Source organism: Curtobacterium sp. PhB137 (assembly GCF_003814955.1).
GTDB lineage: Bacteria > Actinomycetota > Actinomycetes > Actinomycetales > Microbacteriaceae > Curtobacterium.
Genome location: NZ_RKQO01000004.1, coordinates 24,642 through 47,691, shown reverse-complemented (window position 1 = coordinate 47,691; position 23,050 = coordinate 24,642). Strand labels below are relative to the sequence as shown.

Here is a 23,050-nt window from a genome sequence, read left to right as displayed (position 1 = left end):
GCATGACCGTTCCAGCAGGCGCCGGTACCCCGGTCGCCGCAGCCGCGCCGAGCCAGGTCGAGGCCGAGCGGCGGCTCTACCGCCGGCAGCGCGGACGCCGGTCGATCGTGGTGTCGGTGGTGTCGACGCTCGTGGTGATCGCGATCGCCTACTTCGGTGTCGTGAACACCCCCGGCTGGGCAGCGGTCCAGCAGTCGTTCTTCGACCCGCAGACCGCGATCGACACGTTCCCGGACATCCTGCTGGGCCTCTGGCTGAACGTCCGGATCCTGTTCTTCAGCGCCATCGGCGTCGCCGTGTTCGGCACCCTGCTCGCAGTGGTGCGGGGCCTGCGGAACCCGGTCTTCTTCCCGCTGCGGATGCTCGCGACCGGGTACACGGACCTGTTCCGCGGCCTGCCGCTCATCATCGTGCTCTACCTGGTCGGCTACGGGATCCCCGGTCTCGGGGTGTTCCCGCGGCTGCCCGCCGAGGTCTGGGGCACCATCGCGATCGTCCTGACGTACTCGTCGTACATCGCTGAGGTCCTGCGTGCCGGCATGGAGGCCGTGCACCCCTCGCAACGTCTGGCCGCGCGGTCGCTCGGGCTCTCGCACGCCAAGACGCTGCGACTCGTGGTGCTGCCGCAGGCGATCCGCAAGGTCACACCGGCACTGATGAACGACTTCGTCTCGATGCAGAAGGACGTCGGCCTGGTGTCGATCCTCGGCGCCGTCGACGCGGTCCGTTCGGCGCAGATCGCGCAGGCGGAGACCTACAACTTCACGCCGTACTTCGTCGCGGGGCTGCTGTTCGTGGTGATCAGCCTGCCGCTGATCCGCGTCACGGACGCGATCGCGCGCCGCCAGCAGCGGCGCGAGCAGATCGGAGGGACCGTATGAGTGAGGTCGGCCAGGAGGCCCGTGGTGCGTCCGGTGCGGACGCTGCGGTCCTCGAGCTGCGCGGGTTGCGCAAGGCCTTCGGCGAGCACGAGGTCCTGCGCGGCATCGACCTGACGCTGCACCGCCACGAGGTCATCTGCGTCATCGGGGCGTCCGGCTCGGGCAAGTCGACCCTGCTCAAGACGGTGAACCTGCTCGAGGGCATCGACGACGGCGAGATCCTGCTGCAGGGCACCGACATCGCCGATCCCCGCGTCGCGGTCGACGGTGTCCGTGCGCGGATCGGCGTGGTCTTCCAGCAGTTCAACCTGTTCCCGCACATGCGCGTGCTCGACAACGTGACACTCGCTTCGCGGCAGGTGCACGGCGTCGGCCGGGCCGAGGCCGAGGCGACCGCGCGTCGGCTGCTCGAACGGATCGGGCTCGCGGAGTTCGCCGATGCCTACCCGGATCGGCTCTCCGGCGGCCAGCAGCAGCGCGTGGCCATCGTCCGGGCGATCGCGTCCGACCCCGAGCTCCTGCTGCTCGACGAGGTCACGAGCGCCCTCGACCCCCAGCTCGTCGGCGAGGTGCTCGACCTGGTCACCGAGCTGAAGCGGCAGGGGTCGACGATCCTGATGACCACGCACGAGATGCACTTCGCGCGGAACGTGGCCGACCGGATCGTGTTCCTGCACCGGGGAGAGGTCGTCGAGCAGGGCGTCCCCGCCGAGGTCCTCGACGCCCCGCAGCACCCGGCGCTGGTCGAGTTCCTCTCCCGCGTCCACGCCTAGGACCAGACCGGGCGCTTACGCGACGGGAGCCGGGACGGCGGGCGTGGGGCGCGCCTCCCGAGCATCATCGGCGACCACGTCGGGGACGTGGGATCCGCGACCTGCCGGCAGGAACACGGCGACGAGTGCCGAGGCTGCGACGACGGCCGCTCCGACCAGCACGGCGGGCTGTGCCGCGTCGACGTAACCGGTGGGCGTGAGCTGGCCGCCGGCACCGGTGAACACGGCGGTGAGCACCGCGATGCCGAGTGCGACGCCGATCTCGCGCAGGGTGGAGTTCGCGCCGGAGGCCTTCGCGTGGTCGTCCTGCGGCATCCGCGCGAGCACGGCGGTCGAGATCGGCCCGAACACGGCGCCCATGCCGATGCCGGCGAGCAGGAAGCCGGGCAGGAGGCCGGTGAAGGTGACGTCGGCGGACATCGTGGCGGCGATCCAGAACAGTCCGGCGGACAGGAACGCCATGCCGCCGGCGATGAGCACCCGGGTGCCGACCCGTGGTGCGATGATCCCGGCGAGCGGCGCGACGATCATCGGTGCGAGCGTCCACGGCATCGTCCAGACGCCGGCCTCGAGCGGTGACCGGCCCTGCACCACCTGCAGGAACTGGATCAGGATGAAGACCGACCCGAACGCGCCGAACGAGAAGGTCATGGCGACGAGGTTGGCGAGGGTGAAGCTGCGGTCGCGGAAGAACCGGAGCGGCAGGAGCGGTGCGGCCGTCGTGGCCTGGCGGACGACGAACGCGACGAGCAGTGCACCGCCACCGATGAGGCCGACCAGCACCTCGGTGCTCGTCCAGCCCGCGTCGTTGCCGCGGACGATGCCGAACACGACGCCGAGCACCCCGAGACCCGCGAACACGACGCCGAGGACGTCGGTCCGGACCCGGGCGCCACGGGTGTTCGGCAGGGCGAACAGGGCGAGCGGGATCGCGATCACGCCGACGGGGACGTTGAGCCAGAAGATCGCCTCCCAGCTCCAGCTCTCGACGACGGCTCCGCCGATGAGCGGGCCGAGCGCGACGCCGAGGCCGGAGATGCCGCCCCAGACGCCGATGCCCACGGTCCGCAGGCGGTCCGGGACGCTGCCGACGAGCAGGGTCAGCGACAGGGGCATGATCGCCGCGGCGCCGGCCCCCTCGACCGCGCGCCAGACGATGAGGGCGGTCGGGTCGGTGCTCATCGCGGCGAAGGCCGATGAGACGGTGAAGACGCCGATGCCGGCGATGAACAGGTGGCGGCGGCCGATGCGGTCGCCGAGGCCGACGGCCAGCAGCATCAGGGCGGCGAAGGCGAGCGTGTAGGCGTTGGTGATCCACTGCAGCTCCTCGACCGAGGCGCCGAGGTCGGCGTGCACGGCGGGGAGTGCGCTGGTGACGACGAGGTTGTCGAGCGTCGCCATGAACATCGGGAGGGACGCGGCGGCGATCGCGAGCCACACGGGGATGCGTCGGGACATGGTGTCTCCAGTCGTTGGTAATCCGATGATTACTTGTCTCGACGGACTGTAGTAATCGACTGATAACCTGTCAACCATGAGCGCGGAGACAGCGGTCCGGATGCCGGCAGCGCAGCGTCGCGCGATGATCCTCGAAGCCGCACGCGGGGTGTTCGGCCGCCAGGGCTACCACGGCACCACCACCGACCAGATCGCCTCGGCGGCGGGCATCAGCCAGCCGTACGTCGTCCGGATGTTCGGGTCGAAGGAAGCGCTGTTCCTCGAGGTCTTCCGCGACACGCTCGGCATCCTGCTCGACGCCTGGCGCGAGACCCTGACGACCCTCGGCCCGGATGACGTGCCGGCGCACGTCATCGGTGAGCAGTTCGTCGACCTCGCTGCCGAGCAGGGCCTGCACACCGTGCTGCTGCAGGGGTTCGTCTCCGGTGCCGAGCCCGCGATCGGGGCGGCCGCACGTGACGGCTTCCTCGAGATCTACCGGTTCCTGCGGGACGAGGCGGGGATCCCGGACGACCAGGTGCAGGGCTTCCTGGGCAGCGGGATGATCTTCGCGATCATGCTCGCGATCGACATGCCGGCGCGGTTCGACGAGGACCGCGACGCGGCGGACCTGCTCCGTGCGACGTTCGGCGCGAAGTGCGGGCAGGTGCTCGACCTGGTGCGGCCGAGCGCGGCAGACCCGGGCGCAGAGCACCCGGGCGCAGGGCACCCGGGCGCAGGGCACCCGGGCGCAGGGCACCCGGGCGCAGCGCACCCGGGCGCAGGGCACCCGGGCGCAGCCCGCCCACGCGCTTAGAGCGTCAGCAGCACCTTCCCGACGACCTCGCCGTCGCGGACCTTCCGGTGCGCCTCTTCGACCTCGGCGAGCGGCAGGACGGTGTCGATGACCGGGCGGACGCTGCCGTCGGCGACGAGGGGCCAGACGTGCTCACGGACGGCGGCGACGATCGCGGCCTTCTCGGCGAGCGGCCGGGCGCGCAGGGTCGTCCCGCTGATCGACGCCCGCTTCCGCATCAGCGCGCCGAGGTCGAGCTCGGCGGTGCTGCCGCTGCCCGAGGCGATGACGGCGATGTGCCCGTTGGGTGCGAGGGCCTGCAGGTTCCGCGCCAGGTACGACGGTCCGACGACGTCGAGCACCACGTCGACCCCGACGCCGTCCGTGAACGCCAGGACGCGCTCCACGAAGTCCTCGGTGCGGTGGTCGACCACCAGATCGGCACCCAGGTCACGCGACGCCTGGACCTTGCGGTCGCCACCGCTCGTCGCGATCACCGTGGCACCGAGGGCCTTCGCCCACAGGACGGCGTGCGAGCCCATGCCGCCGGTGCCACCGTGCACGAGCAGCGTCTGCCCGGGGCGGAGTCCGGCGAGCATGCCGATGTTCGAGTACACGGTGCAGGCGGCTTCGGGCAGGCCGGCAGCCTCGACCAGGTCGACCGTGTCGGGGACCGGCAGCACTTGCGTCGCGGGAGCCACGACGAGCGAGGCGTAGCCGCCGCCGGACAGCAGGGCGCACACGCGGTCGCCGACGGCCACCGAGGTCACCCCGTCGCCGAGTGCCCGGACGGTGCCGGAGACCTCGAGACCGAGGATCTCCGAGGCCCCGGGCGGCGGCGGGTAGTTCCCCGCGCGCTGCTGCAGGTCGGCGTTGTTCACCCCGGCGGCGGCGACCTCGATGAGCACCTCGCCCGCGGCGGGCACCGGGTCAGGCAGATCGGTCACGGACATGGTGGTGTCGTCGAACGTGATGGCGCGCATGCCCTCGACGGTACGCCGGGCGGCCGGTCATCCTGTGAGTGCCCCATGTACGCTCGATGACGGATCTGCACCTCATCCGGGGGAGTGCGGACCGATCGAGGGGGACTCTCCACCATGCCGAAGAACAAGTTCATCGCGCTCGCCACCGCCGGCCTCGCGCTCACCCTGCTCGCCGGTTGCTCGACCGGGCCGTCGAAGGCCGACCAGTGCACCCAGTTCGAGAAGACGGTCAAGTCCGCCGCCGAGGGCGTGCAGTCCGAAGCCGCGAACCTGCAGTCCGACCCGGACGCCGCCGTCACGAAGCTCAAGGAGCTCGACGAGAAGATCTCCGACGGCGTCGACGACCTGTCCGACGACGCCCTGCAGGACAAGGGCGAGGCCTTCGAGGACGCCTACGGCGACCTCGTCGACCAGATCGAGGACATCGCGAAGGACCCGCAGTCGGCGGACGTCTCGGCGCTCACGAAGTCCAGCACCAAGGTGCAGGACGCCGGCAACGCCTTCCAGAAGGAGTGCAACTCCTGATGCGCCGCACCCTCACCGCGGTGACCACGGCGCTCGTCGCCGTGGCGCTACTGGCGGGCTGCTCCGGCGGCTCGTCCAGCGACGGCGGCTCGTCCGACGACGGCGCCCCGACGGAGACGTCGAAGACGTCCGCCCCGTCGAAGACCTCGGCCGCCGCTCCCGCGCAGACCAAGACCGAGGCGTGCGCCCTGGTCGAGAACGAGCTCAAGTCGTTCATCGCCGAGCAGACGTCGTCCTCGGCGCCGGCGGACCCCGCCGCGCGGGCGAAGCTGGTCGGCGAGTTCACCGACCGTCTCGACGCCGCGCTGCCGAAGGTCACCAACGACGACGTCCACGACGCCTTCGAGGACTTCACCGAGGACGCGAAGGAGTACGCCTCGGCGCTCACCTCCAGCGGCTCGAGCGACTCCGCCGAGGCGAAGGACGCCCAGACCGACGTGCAGTCCTCGCTCAACGAGGTCTCGGCGGTCTGCCCGAGCAACTAGTCGCCACACCCGGCCCCGACTCCACGACGCCCCGCAGCTCCGACCGGAACTGCGGGGCGTCGTCACGCGTCGTGGAGCGGCAGGACGAAGGCGACTCAGACGGCCGCCGGCTGCGACGCGTCCAGACGGGCGACGTCCTCCGGCCGCAGCTTCACGGTCGGTGCGGTCAGCGAGTTGAGGATCGACTGCGGCCGCGACGCCCCGGGGATCGGGACGACCACGTCGCTCTTCTGCAGCTCCCACGCGAGCGCGATGACCTGCGGGGTCACGCCACGGTCGCGTGCGATGTACGCGAAGTCCTCGTAGGCGGTGCCGAGGTCGGCGGCGTTCGCGATGCCACCGAGCGGGCTCCACGGCAGGAACGCGATCCCGAGCTCGTCGCAGAGCTCGAGTTCCGGCTCGCTCGACCGGAACTTCGGCGAGAACTGGTTCTGCACCGAGGCGAGTCGTCCGTCGAGGACCTCGTTCGCCGTCCGGATCTGGTCGGGGTCTGCGTTCGAGATGCCGGCCATCCGGATGACGCCCTCGTCGAGCAGCTCGCCGAGCGCGCCGACCGACTCGGCGTAGGGCACCGCGGGGTCCGGACGGTGGAACTGGTACAGGCCGATCGCCTCGACGCCGAGGCGCTTCGCCGACGCCTTCGCCGCCTGCTTCAGGTACTCCGGGTGGCCGTCCTGCGCCCAGGCGCCAGCTTCCGGTCGCAGGTGTCCGCCCTTCGTGGCGATGAGGATCGACTCGGTGTCGCCGTGGAACTCGCGGACCGCCCGGGCGATGAGCTCCTCGTTGTGCCCCACCTCGTCGTGGGCGGCCAGGTGGTACGCGTCCGCGGTGTCGATGAGCGTGACACCGTTCTCGAGCGCGGCGTGGATGGTCGCGATGGACTGTCGTTCGTCGGGGCGCCCCTCGATCGACATGGGCATCCCGCCCAGACCGATGGCGCTGACCGACACGTCTCCGATGACTCGTTGCTTCATGGCCCCAGCATGCGCCGGGGGTGCGCGGTCGCGCACAGGGTGCGTCGCGCAGTGGTGGTGACCACCCGCCGACCGGGAGGCCCGTGGCGGCCCCGCCCCGCGCCTCCCGTCCGCCGTCCGGTCCCGTCCACCGCGCCCGCTCCGTTCAGCGCCGCGCCCAGCTCGGCGCGTGCTCCGGAAGCGGCCCGAATGCGATGCCCCGGGCGTAGAGACCCCGCGACGGCGGCACGTACCGGGCGAGCAGCACGGGCAGCAGGGGTGGCCCGTCCTGCAGCCGTCCGGCGAAGGCCCGCTCGAACACGACGCGGTGCAGCACAGCCTGCGCCGACTGGACGATCACTGCCGGCGGCCTCCGGCGGCGTTGCACCGCGGCCAGCGCACCGTCCAGCCCCGCACCTCGGAGCCCGTGCCGCAACGACGGAACCAGGATCCCCGCCGTCGCCACGGCGTCCTGCACCGCCAGGTTGATCCCCACCCCACCCGCGGGCGACATCGCGTGCGCCGCGTCGCCGATGCACAGCAGCCCCGGCCGCCACCACCGCCGCAACCGGTCCATCCGGACGTCGAGCACGTGCACGTCGTCCATCGACCCGATCGCGTCGACCCGGTCGGCGAAGTCCGGACGGAGCCGGGCCACCCGCTCCCGGAAGGCGTCGATCCCCTCAGCTCGCAGCGCCGCGTCCGCGCCCTTCGGGGCGAAGTACGCGACCTGGTGGTAGTCGGGCCGCGGGAAGCTCAGCAGCACGTCCTTCCCCGAGAACGCGGGGGTCAGGGCGCTCGCCGAGTCGCCCGGCCGTCGGGGGAGCCGGAACCACCAGGTGTCGAACGGCACCGGGAACGCCCGTGGCACGAACCCGGCTGCCCGGCGCAGGACCGAGTTCCGTCCGTCGCACGCGATCACGACGTCGGCGCGGAGCTCCTCCGGTTCGCCGCTGCCGTCGCGCGGGCGGAGGTGGACCCCGGTGACCACGCCGTTCTCCTCGATGAGCCCGGTCGCCGCGCGGCCCATCGCGATGTCGAACGACGGTTCCTGCCGCGCAGCGGTCACGAGCAGGTCGAGCAGGTCCCACTGCGGCACCATCGCCACGTGGTCGTACGGGGGATCGAGCCGCGAGAAGTCGCCGAGCAGCAGCCGTGAGCCGTCGGGCATGGGCAGGGAGAAGTCGTCGAGCCGTGACTGCGGCAGGGCCCGGAAGCGGTCGCCGAGGCCGAGCTCGTCGAGCAGCCGGATCGTCGAGGCGTGCACGGTGTCGCCCCGGAAGTCCCGGTTGAAGTCGTCGTGCTGTTCGATGACGCGCACGGCGATGCCGGCCCGGGCGAGCAGCAGGCCGAGGACGACCCCGGCGGGGCCACCACCGACCACCGCGACCGTCGTCCGCGACACCGTCACCATGCCGTGGACGCTACGCCCTGTCGGACCCGCGCACTGTGCGCACGCACAACGCGACAGGACACGAGGTGATCACCTCGTGTCCTGTCGGAGAAGTGGTGCGCGACGGCGCTAGGCGCTCGCGGACACCGAGGACGACGCGGTCCCGTCGTCGGCGGCGTTCGCGAAGACGACCCCGCCCCACGTGATGACGGCGATCGCGAGCACGAAGCCGACCGCGGCGATCCACCACGACGACTTCCGGCGGATCCACGCGCCGATCGCCAGCACGATCGTGGCGACGCCGATCACGAACGCGCCGCCGACCGCGATGGCCGTGCCGCCGATGTACCCGCCGGGCGAGCACCCGGCCGAGGCATCGCAGGTCGCGGTCGCCGAGATGACCGCGATGATGCCGACGACGGCGGTGACGATCGTCATCACGGCGCCGAAGGCCAGCAGCAGCACGGTGGAGATCCGGTCGGCGAGCTTCGCCGGCGGGAACAACGTGGTGCCGCTGCGCTCCCAGGCCGCGCGCTGCGGGTCCTGGGGGCCGGGCGAGGACTGCGGCGGACCGCCGGGGACGTTGGACCAGGTCATGGGAGCAGTCCTACCGCGCTTCGACGCCGAACGCCTGTGCGAGCCGCTGGATCTTCTGCGCCCGACCCAGGCGGGGCAGGTCGGAACCGTCGCGGATGACCTTGCCGCGGGCCTCGAAGTCGTCGAGGAAGTCCTGCGCCCAGGCGACGTCGGTCGGCGTGGGGGAGATGACCTCGTTGATGACGGGCAGCTGCTCGGTGTCCAGGCAGAGCTTGCCGGTCAGGCCGAGTGACACCGCGACCTGGGACTGCTCGCGCAGGATCGGGTGCGACGAACCCACCGTCGGGCCGTCGATCGGGCCGGGCAGGTCGCCGACGCGCGAGGCGACGACGAGCTTCGACCGCGGGTACGCCATCGCCAGGGTGTCGGCGCTCGTGCCGGTGTCGCGGCGGTAGTCGCCGGAGCCGAACGCGAGCCGGAACGCGCCCTGGGCCCGCGCGATCGAGACGGACTCCTCGATGCCGAGCGCCGACTCGACCAGGGCGATCACCGGGGTCTGGCCGCCGAGCCGGTGCCACGTGTCGGTGACCTGGGCCGGGGACTCGGTCTTCGCGAGCATCACGCCCTGCAGTCCGGGCAGGCCGCGGAGCTCCTCGACGTCGTCGGCCCAGAAGTCGGTCGTGACGTCGTTGATCCGGACCCAGGCCTCGCCGCCTCCGGCCAGCCACGCGGCGACGCCCTGCCGAGCCGAGGGCTTGGCGGCGGGGTCGACGGCGTCCTCGATGTCCAGGATGATCTGGTCGGCGCGGGACCGCTGGGACTTCTCGAACCGGTCGGTCGCGGTGCCGGAGACGAGCAGCCACGAGCGGGAGATCTCGGCGGGGACCGATCGACGCCGGTTCGGCGTGGGGGCGGACGGGGTGGTGCGGTCGTCGATGGCCATGCCCCGTTGGTACCACATCGGGCGCGTCGATCGCGGACCCTGAGCGCTTCACCGTGCACCGGAAACCCCGAAACCTCGGTTCATTGCCAGAGAGGGCGCTCGTTCCCGCCTACAGTGTCGGATGTGTGGCGAGCGGACAGGGTGACCGACGGTGAGGACGACGTGAACGACGACGTCCCCGTCGAGGGTGCCCACGAGCGCCCCGACGACGACCGAGACGACCGCGGTCAGCGCGACCACCGCGACGACCGCGACGAGCGAGACGACCGAGACGAGCAGCAGGACGTGGACGAGGACCGGACCGACGACGAACCGGACCGCACGCTCCGCCCGGAACTGCAGCTGACCAGCCCGCAGGCGATCAGCCTCGGCGACCCCCGGCTGCAGGCGGGCAACGCGGCCGAACCGACGTGGGACGGCTGGCGCGGCCAGCTCACCGGCGTCGGCGGCACGAGCCCGCTCACCCACTTCAGCGACCACCCCCGCGCGCGCATCGAACTGTCGACGACGCACCCGGGCGGCCTCGCCCAGTTCATCACCGGCAAGACCACCCTGCTGTCCAGCCTGATCCGCGACGAGGTCGCGCTCCGTGCCGCCCGCGTCGCCGCCGGCCAGGTCGAGGCGAAGGGCACCGAGCTCGCCACCGTGCGCGGGATCGACGCCGTGAAGCTCGGCATCGGCATGGCCGACTGGAAGCACGGCGACGAGCAGTTCCGCGGGCCGGTGCTCCTGCGCCCGCTGGCGATCCGCCGCCACGGCCGTGACTTCGAGGTCCGGCTCCTCGGCGAACCCGTGCTCAACCCGGGTCTCGCCGACGCCCTGCACGAGCAGTTCGGCGTCATCCTCGACGCGCAGTCCTTCGTGGCGCTCGCGCAGCAGGACGGCTCGTTCACCCCGAACCCCGTCATCGACCGCCTGCGTGGCCTGACCGCGCACATCCCCGGCTTCTCCGTGCACGCCCGGCTCGTGGTCTCCACGTTCGCCGAGGTCGCGACCGGTCTGGTCGAGGACACCGGCGACCTGTCCCACCCCGTGCTCGACGCCCTGGCCGGCAACCCGAGCGCCAAGTGGCAGGTCGAGCAGTCGTACCACCCGGTCGAGCAGACCCCGTCGGACGAGCGCAGCCCGGAGACCGACACGCTCCTGCTCGACGCCGACGACGAGCAGGAGAACGTGATCGCGCAGATCGCGGCCGGCAACTCCATCGTCGTCAAGACCCTGCCCGGCACCGGCGGCACCCAGACGATCGTGAACGCCCTGGGCGGCCTGGTCGCCGCGAACAAGCGCGTCCTCGTGGTGAGCCCGCGCCGTGCGACCCTGCGGGGCATCGCGGCGCGCTTCGGTGAGGTCCAGCTGCCCGGCGTCGCGGTCACACCGTCGACCCTGCGCCGCGACGTCGTCCGTGCCATCGCCCGGAACGAGAAGGCGGCCCGTCCGAACCTGCGCGAGGTCGACGACGCCCTGGTCCGGCTCCGCAAGGTCCTGAAGGACTACCGCGGTTCACTGACCCGCAAGGACGCCGACTTCGGCGTCTCGGTGCTCGACTGCCTGGTCGAGCTCTCGCGCCTGTCGCTCCTGCCGGTCCCGCCGTCGACGACCGCGCGGCTGTCGAAGCAGTCCGTGGCATCCATGGTCGAGGGGCGCTCGCGCGTCGCCGAGACGATGGTCAGCGCGGCCAACCTCGGTGAGTTCCGCTACGGCCCCGACGACTCGCCCTGGTACGGCGCGAAGTTCTCCACCAGCGACGGTGCCCAGCGCGCCCACCGCATCGCGAAGGACCTCGACTCCGACGGGCTGCCGACGCTGCTCCGCCGGGCGCACGACCTGGTGAGCTCGACGCACATGCGCCAGTTCACGACGATCAACGAGCTCGGCATCTACCTGCGCCTGCTCACCGAGATCCGTGACACCCTCGACCGCTTCCTGCCGGTGGTCTTCGACCGGTCGGTGTCCGAGCTCGTCGCCGCCACCGCCCCGCGTGGCGAGGGCGCTCCGATGTCGTCGACGAACCGTCGTCGTCTGAAGAAGCTCGCTCGTGAGTACGTCCGCCCCGGCGTGCACGTCTCCGACCTGCACGAGGCCCTGACCCGGGTGCAGCAGCAGCGCGTGCTGTGGCAGCGCTACGTCGCGGCCGGCGTGAACCCCGAGGTGCCCACGGGCATCGCGGACGTGCAGGTGCTGTTCTCGAACGTCGCCGAGGACCTCGCGCGGCTCGACGAGCCGCTCGGCCGGTCCGAGCGCGACCGGCAGCTCGCGAACACCCCGGTCGACCAGCTCGTCCCCACCATCGCCGAGCTCGCGGCCGAGTCCGACGTCCTGCACAACCTGCAGGAGCGCACCGAGCTCATGCAGACCCTGCGCGACCTGCAGCTCGAGCCGCTCATCACCGACCTGGCGAACCGGCACGTGCCGGACCTGCAGGTGCCGGCCGAGCTCGAGCTCGCCTGGTGGCAGTCCGCCCTCGAGACCATGCTCGAGTCCGACCGGGCACTGCTCGGCGCGAACACCGACATGCTCGACCGGGTGGAGGCCGACTTCCGCCTCGTCGACGACGCCCACGCAGCCGGGGTCTCCCAGGGCCTGGCGTGGCAGCTCGCCGAGAACTGGAAGGTCGGACTCGTCGACTGGCCGGAAGAGGCCACAGCGCTGAAGACCCAGCTGCGCGAGGGTGCGATCACCTCGCGGCTGCTCCAGGACTCCGCACCGCACCTGTCCCGGTCGATCGCGCCCGTGTGGCTCGCGAGCCCGTACGAGGTGTCGCAGATCGCCGACACGATGCCGTTCGACACCGTGATCCTGGTCGACGCCGGCGCCGTGACCATCGCCGAGACCGTCGGAGCCGTGCGTCGTGCGCGCCAGACCGTCGTCTTCGGTGACCCGGTCACGCAGACGCCGTCGCCGTTCCGCATCGCCGTCGACCCCGAGCACCGTGCGCTGCAGGTCGACGAGGGCACCCTCGACGCCTTCCACGCCGACTCCGCCCTGGCGAAGCTCTCCACACTGCTGCCGACCCTGTCGCTCTCGCGGTCGTACCGCGCCGGCGGCGAGGACCTGGCCGAGCTCGTGAACCGTCGCTTCTACGGCGGCAAGATCGAGTCGCTGCCGTGGGCCGGCTCGTTCCTCGGGCACGGCTCGATCGCGCTCGACTACGTCAGCGACGGCAAGGCCGTGCCGGACCCCGAGTCCGGCGCCGTCGAGAGCGTCGACGCCGAGGTGGACCGCGTCGTCCGCCTCGTCATCGACCACGCCCGCACCCGCCCGTCCGAGTCGCTCATGGTCATCACCGCCTCGGCGAAGCACGCCGTGCGCGTCGAGCAGGCCGTGCTGACCGCGGCGCAGGGCCACAAGGACCTGACCGAGTTCGTCATCGGCGACCGGGCTGAGCCGTTCATCGTGGCGACGCTCGAGCAGTCGGTGGCGCAGAGCCGCGACCGGGTCGTGTTCTCCATCGGCTACGGCCGTACCCCGCACGGCCGCGTCCTGCGCGACTTCGGTCCGCTCGGCAAACCCGGCGGCGAGCGGTTGCTCGCGGTCGCGATGACCCGTGCGCGCCGCTCGATGGTGATCGTGACGTGCTTCCAGCCGTCCGACATCGAGGCCGAGCGCATGGGCCACGGCACCGTCGCCCTCGCCGAGATCCTGGCCGAGGTGCGTGCGCGCACCACCGCCGAGTACGTGCCGGACGATTCCGACCCGCTGCTCGTCGACCTGGCCCGCCGACTCGAGATGCGCGGCATCCCGGTCGCGCTCGGACACCGTGGCAAGCTCGGCCTGGTGGCCGCGCACGGCGGGGTCTGCGTCACGATCGAGACCGACGCGTCGCTGGTCAGGGGATCGCTGCGCGAGTCACTCCGCCTCCGCCCGGAGGTCCTGCGCCGACTCGGATGGCACTACGTCCGCGTGCACGCGTTCCAGCTGTTCTCCGACCCGGACCGCGTCGCGAACACCGTCGCCGCCGTGCTCGGTGTCGACCGCGGCGCCACGCAGGAGATCTCGATCCCCCCGATCCCCGCCCGCCGATGAACACGCAGGATCTCGATCCCCGCGTGCCCGCCATCGGCCCCGCCCGCCGATGACTCCTCGGCCGAGTCGGCGGGCCTCCCGGCCCGCCGGTCCGGTGACGCCGGAGACGGAGCAGCTGGTGGGCACGTGGACGCGAGCCGACGACGCGTCGTCAGCCGCGCCTCCCGTCCGGTCAGCGTCTCCGGAACGCGACACGGACGACCTGTCGGGAGGCCCGGTGCGGCGCGGCAGACGCGTCACCACCCAGCCGGTGCCGGGCTCGGACCCCACCCCCGCGCCGGAGCCGGCGCGGCACGGATCCGGCGAGAACGATGTCCGTCTCCGGGCGGACGTCCCGCCCCACTGGTAGCAGGTAGCCTGGCCTGCGATGACTGACACCGTGCGGGAGCGCCCCGACTGGCAGACCTGGCCGAACCTGATCTCGCTGTTCCGGCTGCTGCTGATCCCGGTCTTCGTGTGGCTCGTCGTCGCCGGACACCCGGGTTGGGCGTTGGTCGCACTCGTCGTCATCGGCGTGAGCGACTGGGCGGACGGCTTCATCGCGCGCAAGTTCGACCAGGGCTCGAAGCTCGGCAAGGCGATCGACCCCGTCGCCGACCGACTCGCCATCATCGCGATCGTGCTGTCGCTCGTGCTGACCGGCCTGCTGCCGTGGTGGGTCGTCGCCGTCGTCGTGCTCGTCGACCTGGTGCTCGTGGTGCTCTCCAGCGTGCTGTTCCACGGCAACCCGGACCTCGACGTCACGTGGACCGGCAAGATCCGCTCCGCGCTGCTCTTCGTGGGCCTGCCGGTGCTGCTGTTCTCGGCCGTGCACGCCGTCGACGAGAACGCGCCGTGGGTGCGGGTCGTCGCACTGGTCTTCGTCTACCTCGGCACCGTGGGCCACGTCCTGGCGGGTATCCAGTACGCGACGGCGATGTTCGCCAAGCGGCGAGCGGTCACGGCCGCCTGACGCGCCCCCTGCCGCAGCGTGAGGCCGGCTGCGGCCGGTAGCGCACGATCGCGCCACCGAACGGGCATCGCGCCCCGAAGAGTCGGGGCGCGATGGCCGTGGAGGGGCGCGATCGCGGCGCTTTCGGCGGGGACGACCCTGCTAGAGCTTCGTCGAGCCGCCGATGCCGGGTCCCTCGGGAGCGGTGCTCGGCGCGATGTGCGCGCCGGTTCCCGTGCTCGTGGAGACGCCGTTCTGGGAGCGCAGCAGGTCGCGGATCTCGAGCAGCACCTCGACGTCCGTCGGGGGCACGTCCTGCGGGGTCTGCTCCTCGTCGTTCTTGACGCGCTCGAACGCCACCTTCTTCAGGTGGTTCACGGGCACGACGAGGGCGAAGTACACGACCGCGGCGACGATCACGAAGTTGATGACCGCGCCGATGATCGCGCCGAACAGGATCTTCGCGCTTCCGCCGGACACCGTCGGGATGGACCAGACGAGCGCCTTGTCGAGGCTCGACGCGTTGAAGACCGCGCCGATCAGGGGGTTGATGAGGCTGGTGACGATCGCGGTGACGATCGCGGTGAACGCAGCACCGATGACGACTGCGACGGCCAGGTCGATGACGTTGCCGCGGAGCAGGAACTCCTTGAAGCCCTTCACGGGACTCCTTCCGGTCGAGGACAGTCGCCGGACGGCGACCCCATCAACCTATCGGCGAGGAGCGCTCGTGGTCAGGAGGCGCTGGGCTTCGGCGTGCTCGGCTTCGACTCGGTCTTGGCTGGGGTGGACTTCGTCTCCGACTTGGCCGGCGTGCTCGACGAGCCCTCGGACTTCGGCGCCGGGCGCGAGTCGGTGCGGTAGAAGCCGCCGCCGTTGAACGTCACGCCGACCGGGGAGAACACCTTGCGCAGGACACCGCCGCACACCGGGCACTCGGTCAGGGTGGCGTCGGAGAACGACTGCTTGATGTCGAACGCGTTGTCGCACTCGGTACAACGGTACGAGTAAGTGGGCACGTCAGCTCCGGAACGTGATGATGCGCGACGGCGTGATGATGCCGTCGACGGGTTCGTCGTGGGGTTCGCGCGGGACCTCGTCGAGGTACTCCGCGTCGAAGATCACAGCATAGACGGGCGGGCGCTTCGCCATGGACCCGAGGGTCTTGTCGTAGTAGCCGCGACCCCATCCCATCCGGACGCCGTCGTGCCCGACCGCCGCCGCGGGGGCGAGGATCGCGTCGACGTCGTTGATGGCGATCGGGGACAGGACCTCGCCGACGACCTCGGGCATGCCGAAGATGCCCTCGGTCTCGCTCTCACCGTCGCCGACCGCCCAGTCGAGCAGGCCGTCCTCGCGCGTGACCGGCAGGAGCACCCGGATGTCGTGCGCGAACGCCCAGTTCAGGAACGGCCGGACGTTCGGCTCGTCCGACGCCGACAGGTAGAGCGCCAGCGAGGTGACCTGGCGCTCCTCGGCGAAGCGCTGCAGGGTCGCGGTGAGCGCCGCACTGTCCGCGTCGCGTTCCGTCGTGGTCCGGGTGCGCCGCCGCTGCCGGAGTTCGGCTCGCAGGGCGCGCTTCTCGTTCCCGAGATCAGCGATCATGCGCAGGAGTCTACCGAGCGCATCCGTTGCGGCTTCCCGCCGGGAAACGCGCTGATGCCGTGTCCCCAGTAGCGATGACATGCCCCGGAAACCCGGATCGGATACGGTCTGGGGCATGGGCTTCCAGATTTCCAAGGCGGTGATCCCAGCGGCAGGGCTGGGCACTCGCTTCCTCCCCGCGACCAAGGCGATGCCGAAGGAGATGCTCCCCGTCGTCGACAAACCAGCCATCCAGTACGTGGTGGAAGAGGCTGTCGACGCAGGACTCACCGACGTCCTGATGATCACGGGCCGCAACAAGAACGCACTCGAGAACCACTTCGACCACGTGTCGGAGCTCGAGGAGACCCTGAAGAAGAAGGGTGACCACGAGAAGCTGCAGAAGGTCAACCAGTCGACGGACCTCGCCGACATGCACTACGTGCGTCAGGGCGACCCGCTCGGCCTCGGCCACGCGGTGCTCCGCGCGAAGATGCACGTCGGTCGCGAGCCGTTCGCCGTGCTCCTCGGCGACGACATCATCGACGCCCGCGACCCGCTGCTCAAGCGCATGATCGAGGTCCAGGGCGAGAAGAACGCCACGATCGTGGCGCTGCTCGAGGTCCCCGAGTCGCAGACCCACCTGTACGGCATCGCCACGGTCGAGCCGACCGACACCGACGACGTCGTGAAGATCACCGGGCTCGTCGAGAAGCCCCCGCAGGGCGAGGCGCCCTCGAACCTGGCCATCATCGGCCGCTACGTCATCCGCCCCGAGGTCTTCGACGTCCTCGAGAAGCAGGAGCCGGGCAAGGGCGGCGAGATCCAGCTCACCGACGCGCTCATGAAGATGGCGAGCGCCGAGGAGTGGACCGGCGGCGTGTACGGCGTCGTGTTCCGTGGACGCCGGTACGACACCGGTGACAAACTCGACTACATCAAGGCGATCGTGCAGCTCGCCTCGGACCGCGAAGACCTCGGCCCCGACCTCAAGTCGTGGCTGAAGGAGTTCAACGCGGGCGAATGAGTCGGCCATCCCGCCCGGGACCGTGCACACGGACCCGGGCGGGACACCCCGTCCCGCACAGCGGCGGGATCCCGGAGGAACCAAGCGATGACGACGATCCCGACCCTGTCCCACGGGCGGGTCACCATCCGGCCCCTCCGGCTCCGTGACACGCGCGACCTCGACCTCGCGCTGGCGTCCAACCGTTCGTGGCTCCGCACCTGGGAGGCCACGAACCCCTCAGGGCACGTCTCCACCGACGTCCGCGGCAGCATCCGCGCGCTCCAGGCCAACGCCCGCGCGGGACTCGGACTGCCGTTCGCGATGGAACTCGACGGCCGGTTCGTCGGGCAGCTGAACGTCTCCGGCATCACCTACGGGTCGCTGGCCAGCGCCTCGATCGGCTACTGGGTCGTCGAGGACGCCGCCGGACACAACGTGACCCCGATCTCGGTCGCCCTGGCCGTCGACCACTGCTTCCGCGCGGTCGGCGTGCACCGCATCGAGATCTGCATCCGACCCGAGAACGCCCCGTCCCTGCGCGTCGTCGAGAAGCTGGGCTTCCGGTACGAAGGGCTGCGCCGCCGGTACATCCACATCAACGGAGACTGGCGCGACCACTTCTGCTTCGCGCTCGTCGCCGAAGAGGTCCGCGAGGGCGTCCTCGAGCGCTGGGTCCGCGGGCAGGTGCCACCCGGCCTCGGTGCCGTGCCGCTCGCGGCCCGTGACGAAGCGGCGCTGCCGATCACCACCACGCCGCGTCTCTGACGGGAGGCCCGTGGCACGTCCCACGGATTCCGCCGCGACACGCGCAACACGCGTTCCGCAATCACGCGACGGGGATACCCCCGCCCCTACCGTGTCCCCATGGCAGGAATCGGCTCGTGGGGTGGCGGCATCGTCCTGCTCGTCGCGGCCGTCCTCTGGCTCGTATACCTGATGCCGTCGTGGGCCGCCCGACGCCAGTACCTCGCCACCGAACGCAACGCGATCCGGCTGCAGCAGACCCTGCGGATCCTGGCGCAGACCGCTGAACTGCCCGACGAGGTCCGTGTCGAGATGAACGCGAAGTCCCTGGCCGAGGCGCAGCGCGTCGCCCGGTCCGAAGAAGCCAAACGCACCGCCATCGTCCGCGCCCACGAAGCCGCGCGTCAGCGGGAGATCACCCGCCGGCTGGCCGAGCAGGCCCCGGTCCTCGAGCGCGCGTCGTCGGTGCCCGCACTGACCGCGATGCGCATGCGCCGCTCCCGCCTCGGAGCCACCCTGTTCGGCACGCTCGGCGTCGTCGTCGCGCTCGTCGTCTTCGTCGCGGCACCCGCCCTGTGGCTCGTCGGTGTCGCGGGGCTCCTCGCCGCGGGTGGGTCCGCAGCGGTCCTCGCCCAGCTGCACCAGGTGGCGACGGCGCGGAAGACCCGTGTCGCGGCGGCCGAGGCGGGCGCGACCCGTGCCTCCCGGCCTGCGAGCACGTGGACGGACCCGGCACCGCCGCTGACGACCGAGCAGTCCGCAGAACCCGCGCAGGACCGCAGCTGGACCCCGAACCGGGTGCCGAAGCCGCTGTACGTGGAGCGACCGACAGCGCCCGCTGCCTCGCCGGAGTCGTCCGCCGAGCTCGCTGCGCGACTCAAGGAGCGCGTCGCCGAGGCCAAGGCGGAGGCGGATGCCGAAGCCGCTGCCATCCGAGCGGCCGAGGCCGACCCGTCGCTCGCCCGGGTGTCACGCATGCGGCCCGAGCTCGAGGACGCTGCCGCGTCGCTGTCCGCCCACGACCAGGGGCGTCTCGCCGAACGGCTGGGGCTCCGTGCTCCCGCCGTCCCGGAGCTCGTCTCCGAGACGCCGGACGAGCCGACCACGCCGACTGGTCCGCCGAGCAAGTGGGCCGGCATGGGTGTCCTGGACGACGACGCGTACCAGCAGGCCGACCTCGACGCGATCATGCGTCGGCGCCGCGCGGTCTGAGTCGCGGCTCGCCCGACCGGCTGTCCACGATTTCGGATCGGCCGAACGGTGGTGCTAGTGTGGTCGAGCACTTGGGGCTATGGCGCAGTTGGTAGCGCGTCTCGTTCGCAATGAGAAGGTCAGGGGTTCGAATCCCCTTAGCTCCACCAAGGCAATGCCGAACGGCCCGGAACCGACAGGTTCCGGGCCGTTCTGCGTTCGGTGTGTTCCACAGGGTCGCGTCACTGTGTCGTCGTGCACAGTTCGCGAACAGGGGTGGTGTGTTGCTGAGCGCATCGTTCTAGACTCCCGGTGCGCCAAGGGGGCGCGGGGAACGGGGGAACACGTTGCGCTTCAGGACTGCCATCGCATCGATCGGGACGGTGCTCGCCGTCACTGCCGGGCTGCTCGTGGTCGCCCCGGTGGCACCGGCGTCCGCCGCAGCGCCGACCACCGGCAGGTTCACGCCGGTGGCACCCGCGCGAGCCTGGTCCGGCACCGCGACGAGCAAGCTGACGACCGTCACGCTCGGCGGTCGCAACGGCATCCCGTCGAACGCGACCGCGGTCGTGCTGACGGCGACCGTGACCTCCTCGAGCGCGGCGGCGTACGTGAGCGTCGCCCCGTTCGGCAGCACCGCCAGCCCCGCCATCCAGAACTTCGCCAGGGCGCAACCGATCTCCGGCACCACCACGGTCGGACTCACCAGCGGCAAGGCCCAGGTGAAGGTCTCGGCCGGCAAGGCGACCGTCGCCCTCGACGTCGCCGGTTGGTACGGCACCAGCGCCACCGGGTCGACCTACACGCCGCTCGCGCCGACGAACGTGCTGAACGGCACCGTGACCACCGGCGCCAAGCGCATCGTCGTCGCGGGCAAGGCGGGCGTGCCGTCGAACGCCACCGCCGTCGTGCTGCAGGCCGACGTGTCCCGTCCCGCGACGAGCGGCCGGCTGCGCCTCACCCCGTACGGCAACAACGCCGGCGTCGTCTCACTCATGTACTCCAAGGGCACCACCGTCGCGAACACGACGACGGTCCGGCTGTCCGGCGGTGCCGTCCAGGCCAAGGTCTCCTCCGGGTCCGCGCGCGTGCTCGCCGACGTCGTCGGGTACTACGCACCGAACGCCAACGGATCCGTGTTCGTGTCGGCGCACCCGGTTCGCGCCGCGACCGTCGCAGCGGGCACCACCGCTACGAAGGTCACCGTCGCCGGGACCGCGGGTGTCCCGCGCAACGCAACCGCGGCCGTCATCAACGCCAAGGTCGGCGGCGGCAGCGTCGGGGGATCGCTCCGCGTCGTCGGTGCGGGGCTCGCCTCGAGCGTGCCGACGCAGATCTACGCCAAGGGGCAGACGATCGGCAACGCGCTCATCGCGCCGCTGGCGTCCGGTGGGCAGGTGCAGGCGAAGGTGTCCGCGGGCAGGGCCACCGTGTACGTCGACGTCGTGGGGTACTTCCTCAACGGCAACAGCGGGTCGGGGACGGGTGTGGACGTCTCGTACCCGCAGTGCGGCAAGAGCGTGCCGACCGACCAGTCGTTCGGCATCGTCGGGGTGAACTCGAGCCTCGGCAACACCACGAACCCGTGCCTGCAGCAGCAGCTGTCCTGGGCGGCGGCATCGGCGGGTGGCACCGCGCAGCCGAAGACGCAGGTGTACGCGCTGTTCGCCAACCCCGGGGCGGCGGCAGCATCGGTCTGGCCGACGTCCAACGCCGCGCCGAACGGGCAGTCCGTGACGAACCCGTACGGCACGTGCACGGCACAGTCCGGCGCGAAGCCGACCTGGAAGACGACGTCGGCGTGCTCGTACATGTACGGCTACGCAAGGGCCTACGAAGCAGCGAACACCCGGGGCGTCGCCAACCCGGGGCAGTACCGCTGGTGGCTCGACGTCGAGACCGGCCTGTCCCATCTGAGCGACACCGGTCAGAACCGGGTGGCGCTCGAGGGCATGGTCGCGGCGCTGAAGAGCAGCGGTGTCACGCAGATCGGCGTGTACTCGACCTCGTACCAGTTCCGCACGATCATGGGCACCGTCCCGACCGCGAGCCCGCTCCGGCCGCTGCCGAGCTGGATCGCGATCGGCGACGGCCGTCTCGACCAGGCGCAGGCAGCATGCTCCGGTGCGCGGCTGCTCGGTGGCCCGATCGCGATGACGCAGTACAAGACGCCGTTCGGCTCGACGGAGATCGATCGCAACTGGTCCTGCTCCTGACGAGGCCGCACGCGGTTCGCGACGATCCACGAGTCGTTCGTCGGGTGTTCTGTCGGAAAACGCGTGCCAGCGCCCGCGGCCACCGCGTCAGCTCGCGAAGCTGTCCGTCAGGACGCCCGCCTGCGCGAAGGACGTGTGGATCGCGTTCGCGGCCTGCTCGAACGCGCGGTTGCCACGCGAGATCCCGATCGCCCCGCCCTTGATCGCGGACTTGCCGGAGCCGCGCAGCAGTCGAGCGACGGTGCGGCCGTCCGCGGTGACCATGATCTGCACGTCGAGCCGGGTGTGGAAGGTGCGGTCGTTCGCGAGACCGCCGATGAGGAGCGTCAGGCCCATGCTGCCGCGGGCGGCCCGGAGCGCGCCCTGTTCGGCGTCGTCCACCGTGTAGCCCTCGCGGCTGAGGGCGAGTCGGACCTGACCGCGAGCGGTCTCGGGGTCGGTGGCGACGAAGAAGTCGTGGCTCTCGGGCATGGTCTGCTGATCCTCTCGAACGCGTCCGTGCGGACACGGAGGACGCTCGCCCCCCGGAGACGATCATGCCGTGTCGGAACGTCAGGTGCGTCGCTTACGCTGGCTGTGTCATGACTGCCTCGATGAACCGCCGCGCACTCCTGTCCCTCGCCGGTGTCGCCGGGATCGGGCTCGCGGTCGCCGCGTGCTCGTCCGGCAGCGACGATGCCGGCAAGAAGAACAGCAGCAGCGGCAAGGACGACAACGCCGAGGGCGGCACGAGCACGACCACCCCGAAGCCCGCCACGAAGTCCCTGACCCCGGCGCAGGTCCCGCTCGTCGGCGGCGTCACGGTCACCGTCGCGGGCACCGGTCTCGCCGCGGTCAAGGGCGTCACCGTCGGCGGGGTCGCTGCCCGCGACGTCACGGCCACCGAGTCGAAGGTCACCTTCACGGCTCCACACCAGGCGATGTACACCGCCGGTGACGCCGCCGTCGCGCTCTTCACCGAGTCGATCGAGCCGACCCCGTCCGCCAACCAGTCGTCCGACGGCAACGGCAGCGCCGCGAACGACGGGCAGACCGGCGCGACGCAGGACTCGGCCACTGCGACGCCGACCCCCACGGCAGCGCCGGTGCCCGATGCGTCCACCGCGGTGGCGACGTCGTCGATGGCCTACGCCGCGTTGACCGACGTCGACCGGCAGCTCCAGTACGCGATGGCGCACTGGAAGGACTACAACCTGTCCGAGTACGGCACCATGAACCCGATCGGCGGCGACTGCGCGAACTACGTCAGCCAGACGCTCATCGCCCGCGGCTGGGAGCAGCGCTCCGACTGGTACAACCGGGCCGCCGGCGCCGAGCACAGTGCCACGTGGACGTACTGCCCGACGATGGACCCGTGGCTCGAGACGAACGCCGCGGAGTTCGGTCTGACGCGTCGGAGCTCGGACGAGCGCGACAAGGTCAAGGTCGGCGACATCGTCTTCTACGACTGGAACGCGAACGGATCGCCGGACCACACCACCATCGTGTCCGAGGTCTTCACCGAGTCCGACGGCACCATTCGCATCAAGTCGGCGAGCCACAACCAGGACGGCCCGTACCGCGACCTCGACGAGATGATCACGGTGCAGCACCCGGGCGGAAGCGCCTGGTTCCACACCTTCGACGCATAGGCCGACAGGCCGGCA

General features: G+C 71.2%; 22 protein-coding genes and 1 tRNA gene. 13 read left to right on the top strand and 10 right to left on the bottom strand.

Features of this window, described 5'->3' with window-relative positions:
* Positions 1-2 precede the first annotated feature (2 nt).
* Together EDF28_RS00480 and EDF28_RS00475 are read left to right on the top strand one after the other, a co-directional pair.
* Positions 3-881 (top strand): amino acid ABC transporter permease, encoded by an 879-nt coding sequence (locus EDF28_RS00480; protein ID WP_123293349.1) that lies wholly within the window; start codon positions 3-5, stop codon positions 879-881.
* The gene (locus EDF28_RS00475) at positions 878-1,654 is read left to right on the top strand and encodes an amino acid ABC transporter ATP-binding protein (RefSeq protein ID WP_123936818.1); all 777 of its coding nucleotides are present in this window, start codon (positions 878-880) and stop codon (positions 1,652-1,654) included. Before EDF28_RS00480 ends, EDF28_RS00475 begins: the two co-directional genes overlap by 4 nt.
* A 15-nt stretch (positions 1,655-1,669) precedes the next feature.
* On the opposite strand, the gene EDF28_RS00470 is transcribed toward EDF28_RS00475, so the two are convergent.
* On the bottom strand, positions 1,670-3,112 hold the full coding sequence (locus EDF28_RS00470) for a DHA2 family efflux MFS transporter permease subunit (protein WP_123936817.1): 1,443 nt from the start codon (positions 3,110-3,112) through the stop codon (positions 1,670-1,672).
* Positions 3,113-3,188: 76 nt separating this feature from the next.
* Here EDF28_RS00470 and EDF28_RS00465 point away from each other — a divergent pair, with 76 nt between their 5' ends.
* Positions 3,189-3,908: a TetR/AcrR family transcriptional regulator gene (locus tag EDF28_RS00465; protein ID WP_123936816.1), complete on the top strand. Its 720-nt coding sequence runs from the start codon at positions 3,189-3,191 to the stop codon at positions 3,906-3,908.
* Here the strand turns inward: EDF28_RS00465 and EDF28_RS00460 are convergent.
* Entirely contained in the window at positions 3,905-4,870 is a 966-nt protein-coding gene (locus EDF28_RS00460) for an NAD(P)H-quinone oxidoreductase (protein ID WP_123936815.1), read from the bottom strand. The two genes, EDF28_RS00465 and EDF28_RS00460, sit on opposite strands and share 4 nt — an antisense overlap.
* 114 nt (positions 4,871-4,984) lie before the next feature.
* On the opposite strand from EDF28_RS00460, the gene EDF28_RS00455 reads away from it, so the two are divergent.
* A complete protein-coding gene (locus EDF28_RS00455; RefSeq protein ID WP_123936814.1) occupies positions 4,985-5,395 on the top strand; it encodes a hypothetical protein in 411 nt (136 codons plus the stop codon).
* Positions 5,395-5,880, top strand: a complete 486-nt coding sequence (locus EDF28_RS00450) for a hypothetical protein (RefSeq protein ID WP_123936813.1) — start codon at positions 5,395-5,397, stop codon at positions 5,878-5,880. The genes EDF28_RS00455 and EDF28_RS00450 overlap by 1 nt, the downstream gene beginning before the upstream one ends.
* Before the next feature lie 95 nt (positions 5,881-5,975).
* On the opposite strand, the gene EDF28_RS00445 is transcribed toward EDF28_RS00450, so the two are convergent.
* The 4 genes from EDF28_RS00445 to EDF28_RS00430 form a co-directional block, all read right to left on the bottom strand.
* Complete coding sequence (locus EDF28_RS00445; protein ID WP_123936812.1) at positions 5,976-6,854, bottom strand: aldo/keto reductase; 879 nt, start codon at positions 6,852-6,854, stop codon at positions 5,976-5,978.
* Positions 6,855-6,999: 145 nt separating this feature from the next.
* Complete coding sequence (locus tag EDF28_RS00440; protein ID WP_123936811.1) at positions 7,000-8,247, bottom strand: FAD-dependent oxidoreductase; 1,248 nt, start codon at positions 8,245-8,247, stop codon at positions 7,000-7,002.
* Positions 8,248-8,355: 108 nt separating this feature from the next.
* Complete coding sequence (locus tag EDF28_RS00435; protein ID WP_123936810.1) at positions 8,356-8,823, bottom strand: DUF6264 family protein; 468 nt, start codon at positions 8,821-8,823, stop codon at positions 8,356-8,358.
* A 10-nt stretch (positions 8,824-8,833) separates the two neighbouring features.
* Complete coding sequence (locus EDF28_RS00430) at positions 8,834-9,706, bottom strand: CoA ester lyase (RefSeq protein ID WP_111086303.1); 873 nt, start codon at positions 9,704-9,706, stop codon at positions 8,834-8,836.
* Between the two features lie 141 nt (positions 9,707-9,847).
* On the opposite strand from EDF28_RS00430, the gene EDF28_RS00425 reads away from it, so the two are divergent.
* Both EDF28_RS00425 and EDF28_RS00420 read left to right on the top strand, forming a co-directional pair.
* Entirely contained in the window at positions 9,848-13,729 is a 3,882-nt protein-coding gene (locus EDF28_RS00425) for an ATP-binding protein (protein ID WP_123936809.1), read from the top strand.
* Between the two features lie 367 nt (positions 13,730-14,096).
* Positions 14,097-14,681: a CDP-alcohol phosphatidyltransferase family protein gene (locus EDF28_RS00420; RefSeq protein ID WP_123936808.1), complete on the top strand. Its 585-nt coding sequence runs from the start codon at positions 14,097-14,099 to the stop codon at positions 14,679-14,681.
* 141 nt (positions 14,682-14,822) lie between these two features.
* Here the strand turns inward: EDF28_RS00420 and mscL are convergent, their stop codons facing one another.
* The 3 genes from mscL to EDF28_RS00405 form a co-directional block, all read right to left on the bottom strand.
* Positions 14,823-15,323 (bottom strand): large conductance mechanosensitive channel protein MscL, encoded by a 501-nt coding sequence (gene mscL, locus EDF28_RS00415; protein WP_123936807.1) that lies wholly within the window; start codon positions 15,321-15,323, stop codon positions 14,823-14,825.
* Positions 15,324-15,394: 71 nt separating this feature from the next.
* Positions 15,395-15,679: an FmdB family zinc ribbon protein gene (locus EDF28_RS00410; RefSeq protein WP_123293362.1), complete on the bottom strand. Its 285-nt coding sequence runs from the start codon at positions 15,677-15,679 to the stop codon at positions 15,395-15,397.
* A gap of 1 nt (position 15,680) precedes the next feature.
* Positions 15,681-16,265 (bottom strand): 5-formyltetrahydrofolate cyclo-ligase, encoded by a 585-nt coding sequence (locus EDF28_RS00405; RefSeq protein ID WP_123293363.1) that lies wholly within the window; start codon positions 16,263-16,265, stop codon positions 15,681-15,683.
* A gap of 115 nt (positions 16,266-16,380) precedes the next feature.
* Here EDF28_RS00405 and galU point away from each other — a divergent pair, with 115 nt between their 5' ends.
* The 5 genes from galU (at position 16,381) to EDF28_RS00380 (ending at position 21,404) form a co-directional block, all read left to right on the top strand.
* A complete protein-coding gene (gene galU / locus EDF28_RS00400) occupies positions 16,381-17,271 on the top strand; it encodes a UTP--glucose-1-phosphate uridylyltransferase GalU (RefSeq protein WP_111086297.1) in 891 nt (296 codons plus the stop codon).
* An 87-nt stretch (positions 17,272-17,358) separates the two neighbouring features.
* Entirely contained in the window at positions 17,359-18,018 is a 660-nt protein-coding gene (locus tag EDF28_RS00395; RefSeq protein ID WP_111086296.1) for a GNAT family N-acetyltransferase, read from the top strand.
* Between the two features lie 99 nt (positions 18,019-18,117).
* A complete protein-coding gene (locus EDF28_RS00390; protein ID WP_123936806.1) occupies positions 18,118-19,209 on the top strand; it encodes a hypothetical protein in 1,092 nt (363 codons plus the stop codon).
* A 73-nt stretch (positions 19,210-19,282) separates the two neighbouring features.
* Positions 19,283-19,358, top strand: a tRNA-Ala gene (locus EDF28_RS00385).
* Positions 19,359-19,571: 213 nt separating this feature from the next.
* Positions 19,572-21,404, top strand: a complete 1,833-nt coding sequence (locus tag EDF28_RS00380; protein WP_123936805.1) for a hypothetical protein — start codon at positions 19,572-19,574, stop codon at positions 21,402-21,404.
* A gap of 87 nt (positions 21,405-21,491) precedes the next feature.
* Here EDF28_RS00380 and EDF28_RS00375 read toward each other — a convergent pair whose 3' ends face one another.
* Positions 21,492-21,875 carry a hypothetical protein gene (locus EDF28_RS00375; RefSeq protein ID WP_123936804.1) on the bottom strand — a complete coding sequence of 128 codons (384 nt, stop codon included), beginning with the start codon at positions 21,873-21,875 and terminating at the stop codon, positions 21,492-21,494.
* A gap of 110 nt (positions 21,876-21,985) precedes the next feature.
* Between EDF28_RS00375 and EDF28_RS00370 the strand changes: the two genes are divergently transcribed.
* Positions 21,986-23,035 carry an amidase domain-containing protein gene (locus EDF28_RS00370; protein ID WP_185094103.1) on the top strand — a complete coding sequence of 350 codons (1,050 nt, stop codon included), beginning with the start codon at positions 21,986-21,988 and terminating at the stop codon, positions 23,033-23,035.
* Positions 23,036-23,050: the final 15 nt, after the last annotated feature.

Coding starts and splice junctions, on each gene's coding strand:
- EDF28_RS00465 (WP_123936816.1), top strand. CDS start 3,189: ATGAGCGCGGAGACAGCGGTCCGGATGCCGGCAGCGCAGCGTCGCGCG.
- EDF28_RS00440 (WP_123936811.1), bottom strand. CDS start 8,247: ATGGTGACGGTGTCGCGGACGACGGTCGCGGTGGTCGGTGGTGGCCCC.
- EDF28_RS00470 (WP_123936817.1), bottom strand. CDS start 3,112: ATGTCCCGACGCATCCCCGTGTGGCTCGCGATCGCCGCCGCGTCCCTC.
- EDF28_RS00430 (WP_111086303.1), bottom strand. CDS start 9,706: ATGGCCATCGACGACCGCACCACCCCGTCCGCCCCCACGCCGAACCGG.
- EDF28_RS00480 (WP_123293349.1), top strand. CDS start 3: ATGACCGTTCCAGCAGGCGCCGGTACCCCGGTCGCCGCAGCCGCGCCG.
- EDF28_RS00390 (WP_123936806.1), top strand. CDS start 18,118: ATGGCAGGAATCGGCTCGTGGGGTGGCGGCATCGTCCTGCTCGTCGCG.
- EDF28_RS00375 (WP_123936804.1), bottom strand. CDS start 21,875: ATGCCCGAGAGCCACGACTTCTTCGTCGCCACCGACCCCGAGACCGCT.
- EDF28_RS00450 (WP_123936813.1), top strand. CDS start 5,395: ATGCGCCGCACCCTCACCGCGGTGACCACGGCGCTCGTCGCCGTGGCG.
- EDF28_RS00395 (WP_111086296.1), top strand. CDS start 17,359: ATGACGACGATCCCGACCCTGTCCCACGGGCGGGTCACCATCCGGCCC.
- EDF28_RS00455 (WP_123936814.1), top strand. CDS start 4,985: ATGCCGAAGAACAAGTTCATCGCGCTCGCCACCGCCGGCCTCGCGCTC.
- EDF28_RS00405 (WP_123293363.1), bottom strand. CDS start 16,265: ATGATCGCTGATCTCGGGAACGAGAAGCGCGCCCTGCGAGCCGAACTC.
- EDF28_RS00475 (WP_123936818.1), top strand. CDS start 878: ATGAGTGAGGTCGGCCAGGAGGCCCGTGGTGCGTCCGGTGCGGACGCT.
- EDF28_RS00445 (WP_123936812.1), bottom strand. CDS start 6,854: ATGAAGCAACGAGTCATCGGAGACGTGTCGGTCAGCGCCATCGGTCTG.
- EDF28_RS00460 (WP_123936815.1), bottom strand. CDS start 4,870: ATGCGCGCCATCACGTTCGACGACACCACCATGTCCGTGACCGATCTG.
- EDF28_RS00435 (WP_123936810.1), bottom strand. CDS start 8,823: ATGACCTGGTCCAACGTCCCCGGCGGTCCGCCGCAGTCCTCGCCCGGC.
- EDF28_RS00420 (WP_123936808.1), top strand. CDS start 14,097: ATGACTGACACCGTGCGGGAGCGCCCCGACTGGCAGACCTGGCCGAAC.
- galU (WP_111086297.1), top strand. CDS start 16,381: ATGGGCTTCCAGATTTCCAAGGCGGTGATCCCAGCGGCAGGGCTGGGC.
- EDF28_RS00370 (WP_185094103.1), top strand. CDS start 21,986: ATGACTGCCTCGATGAACCGCCGCGCACTCCTGTCCCTCGCCGGTGTC.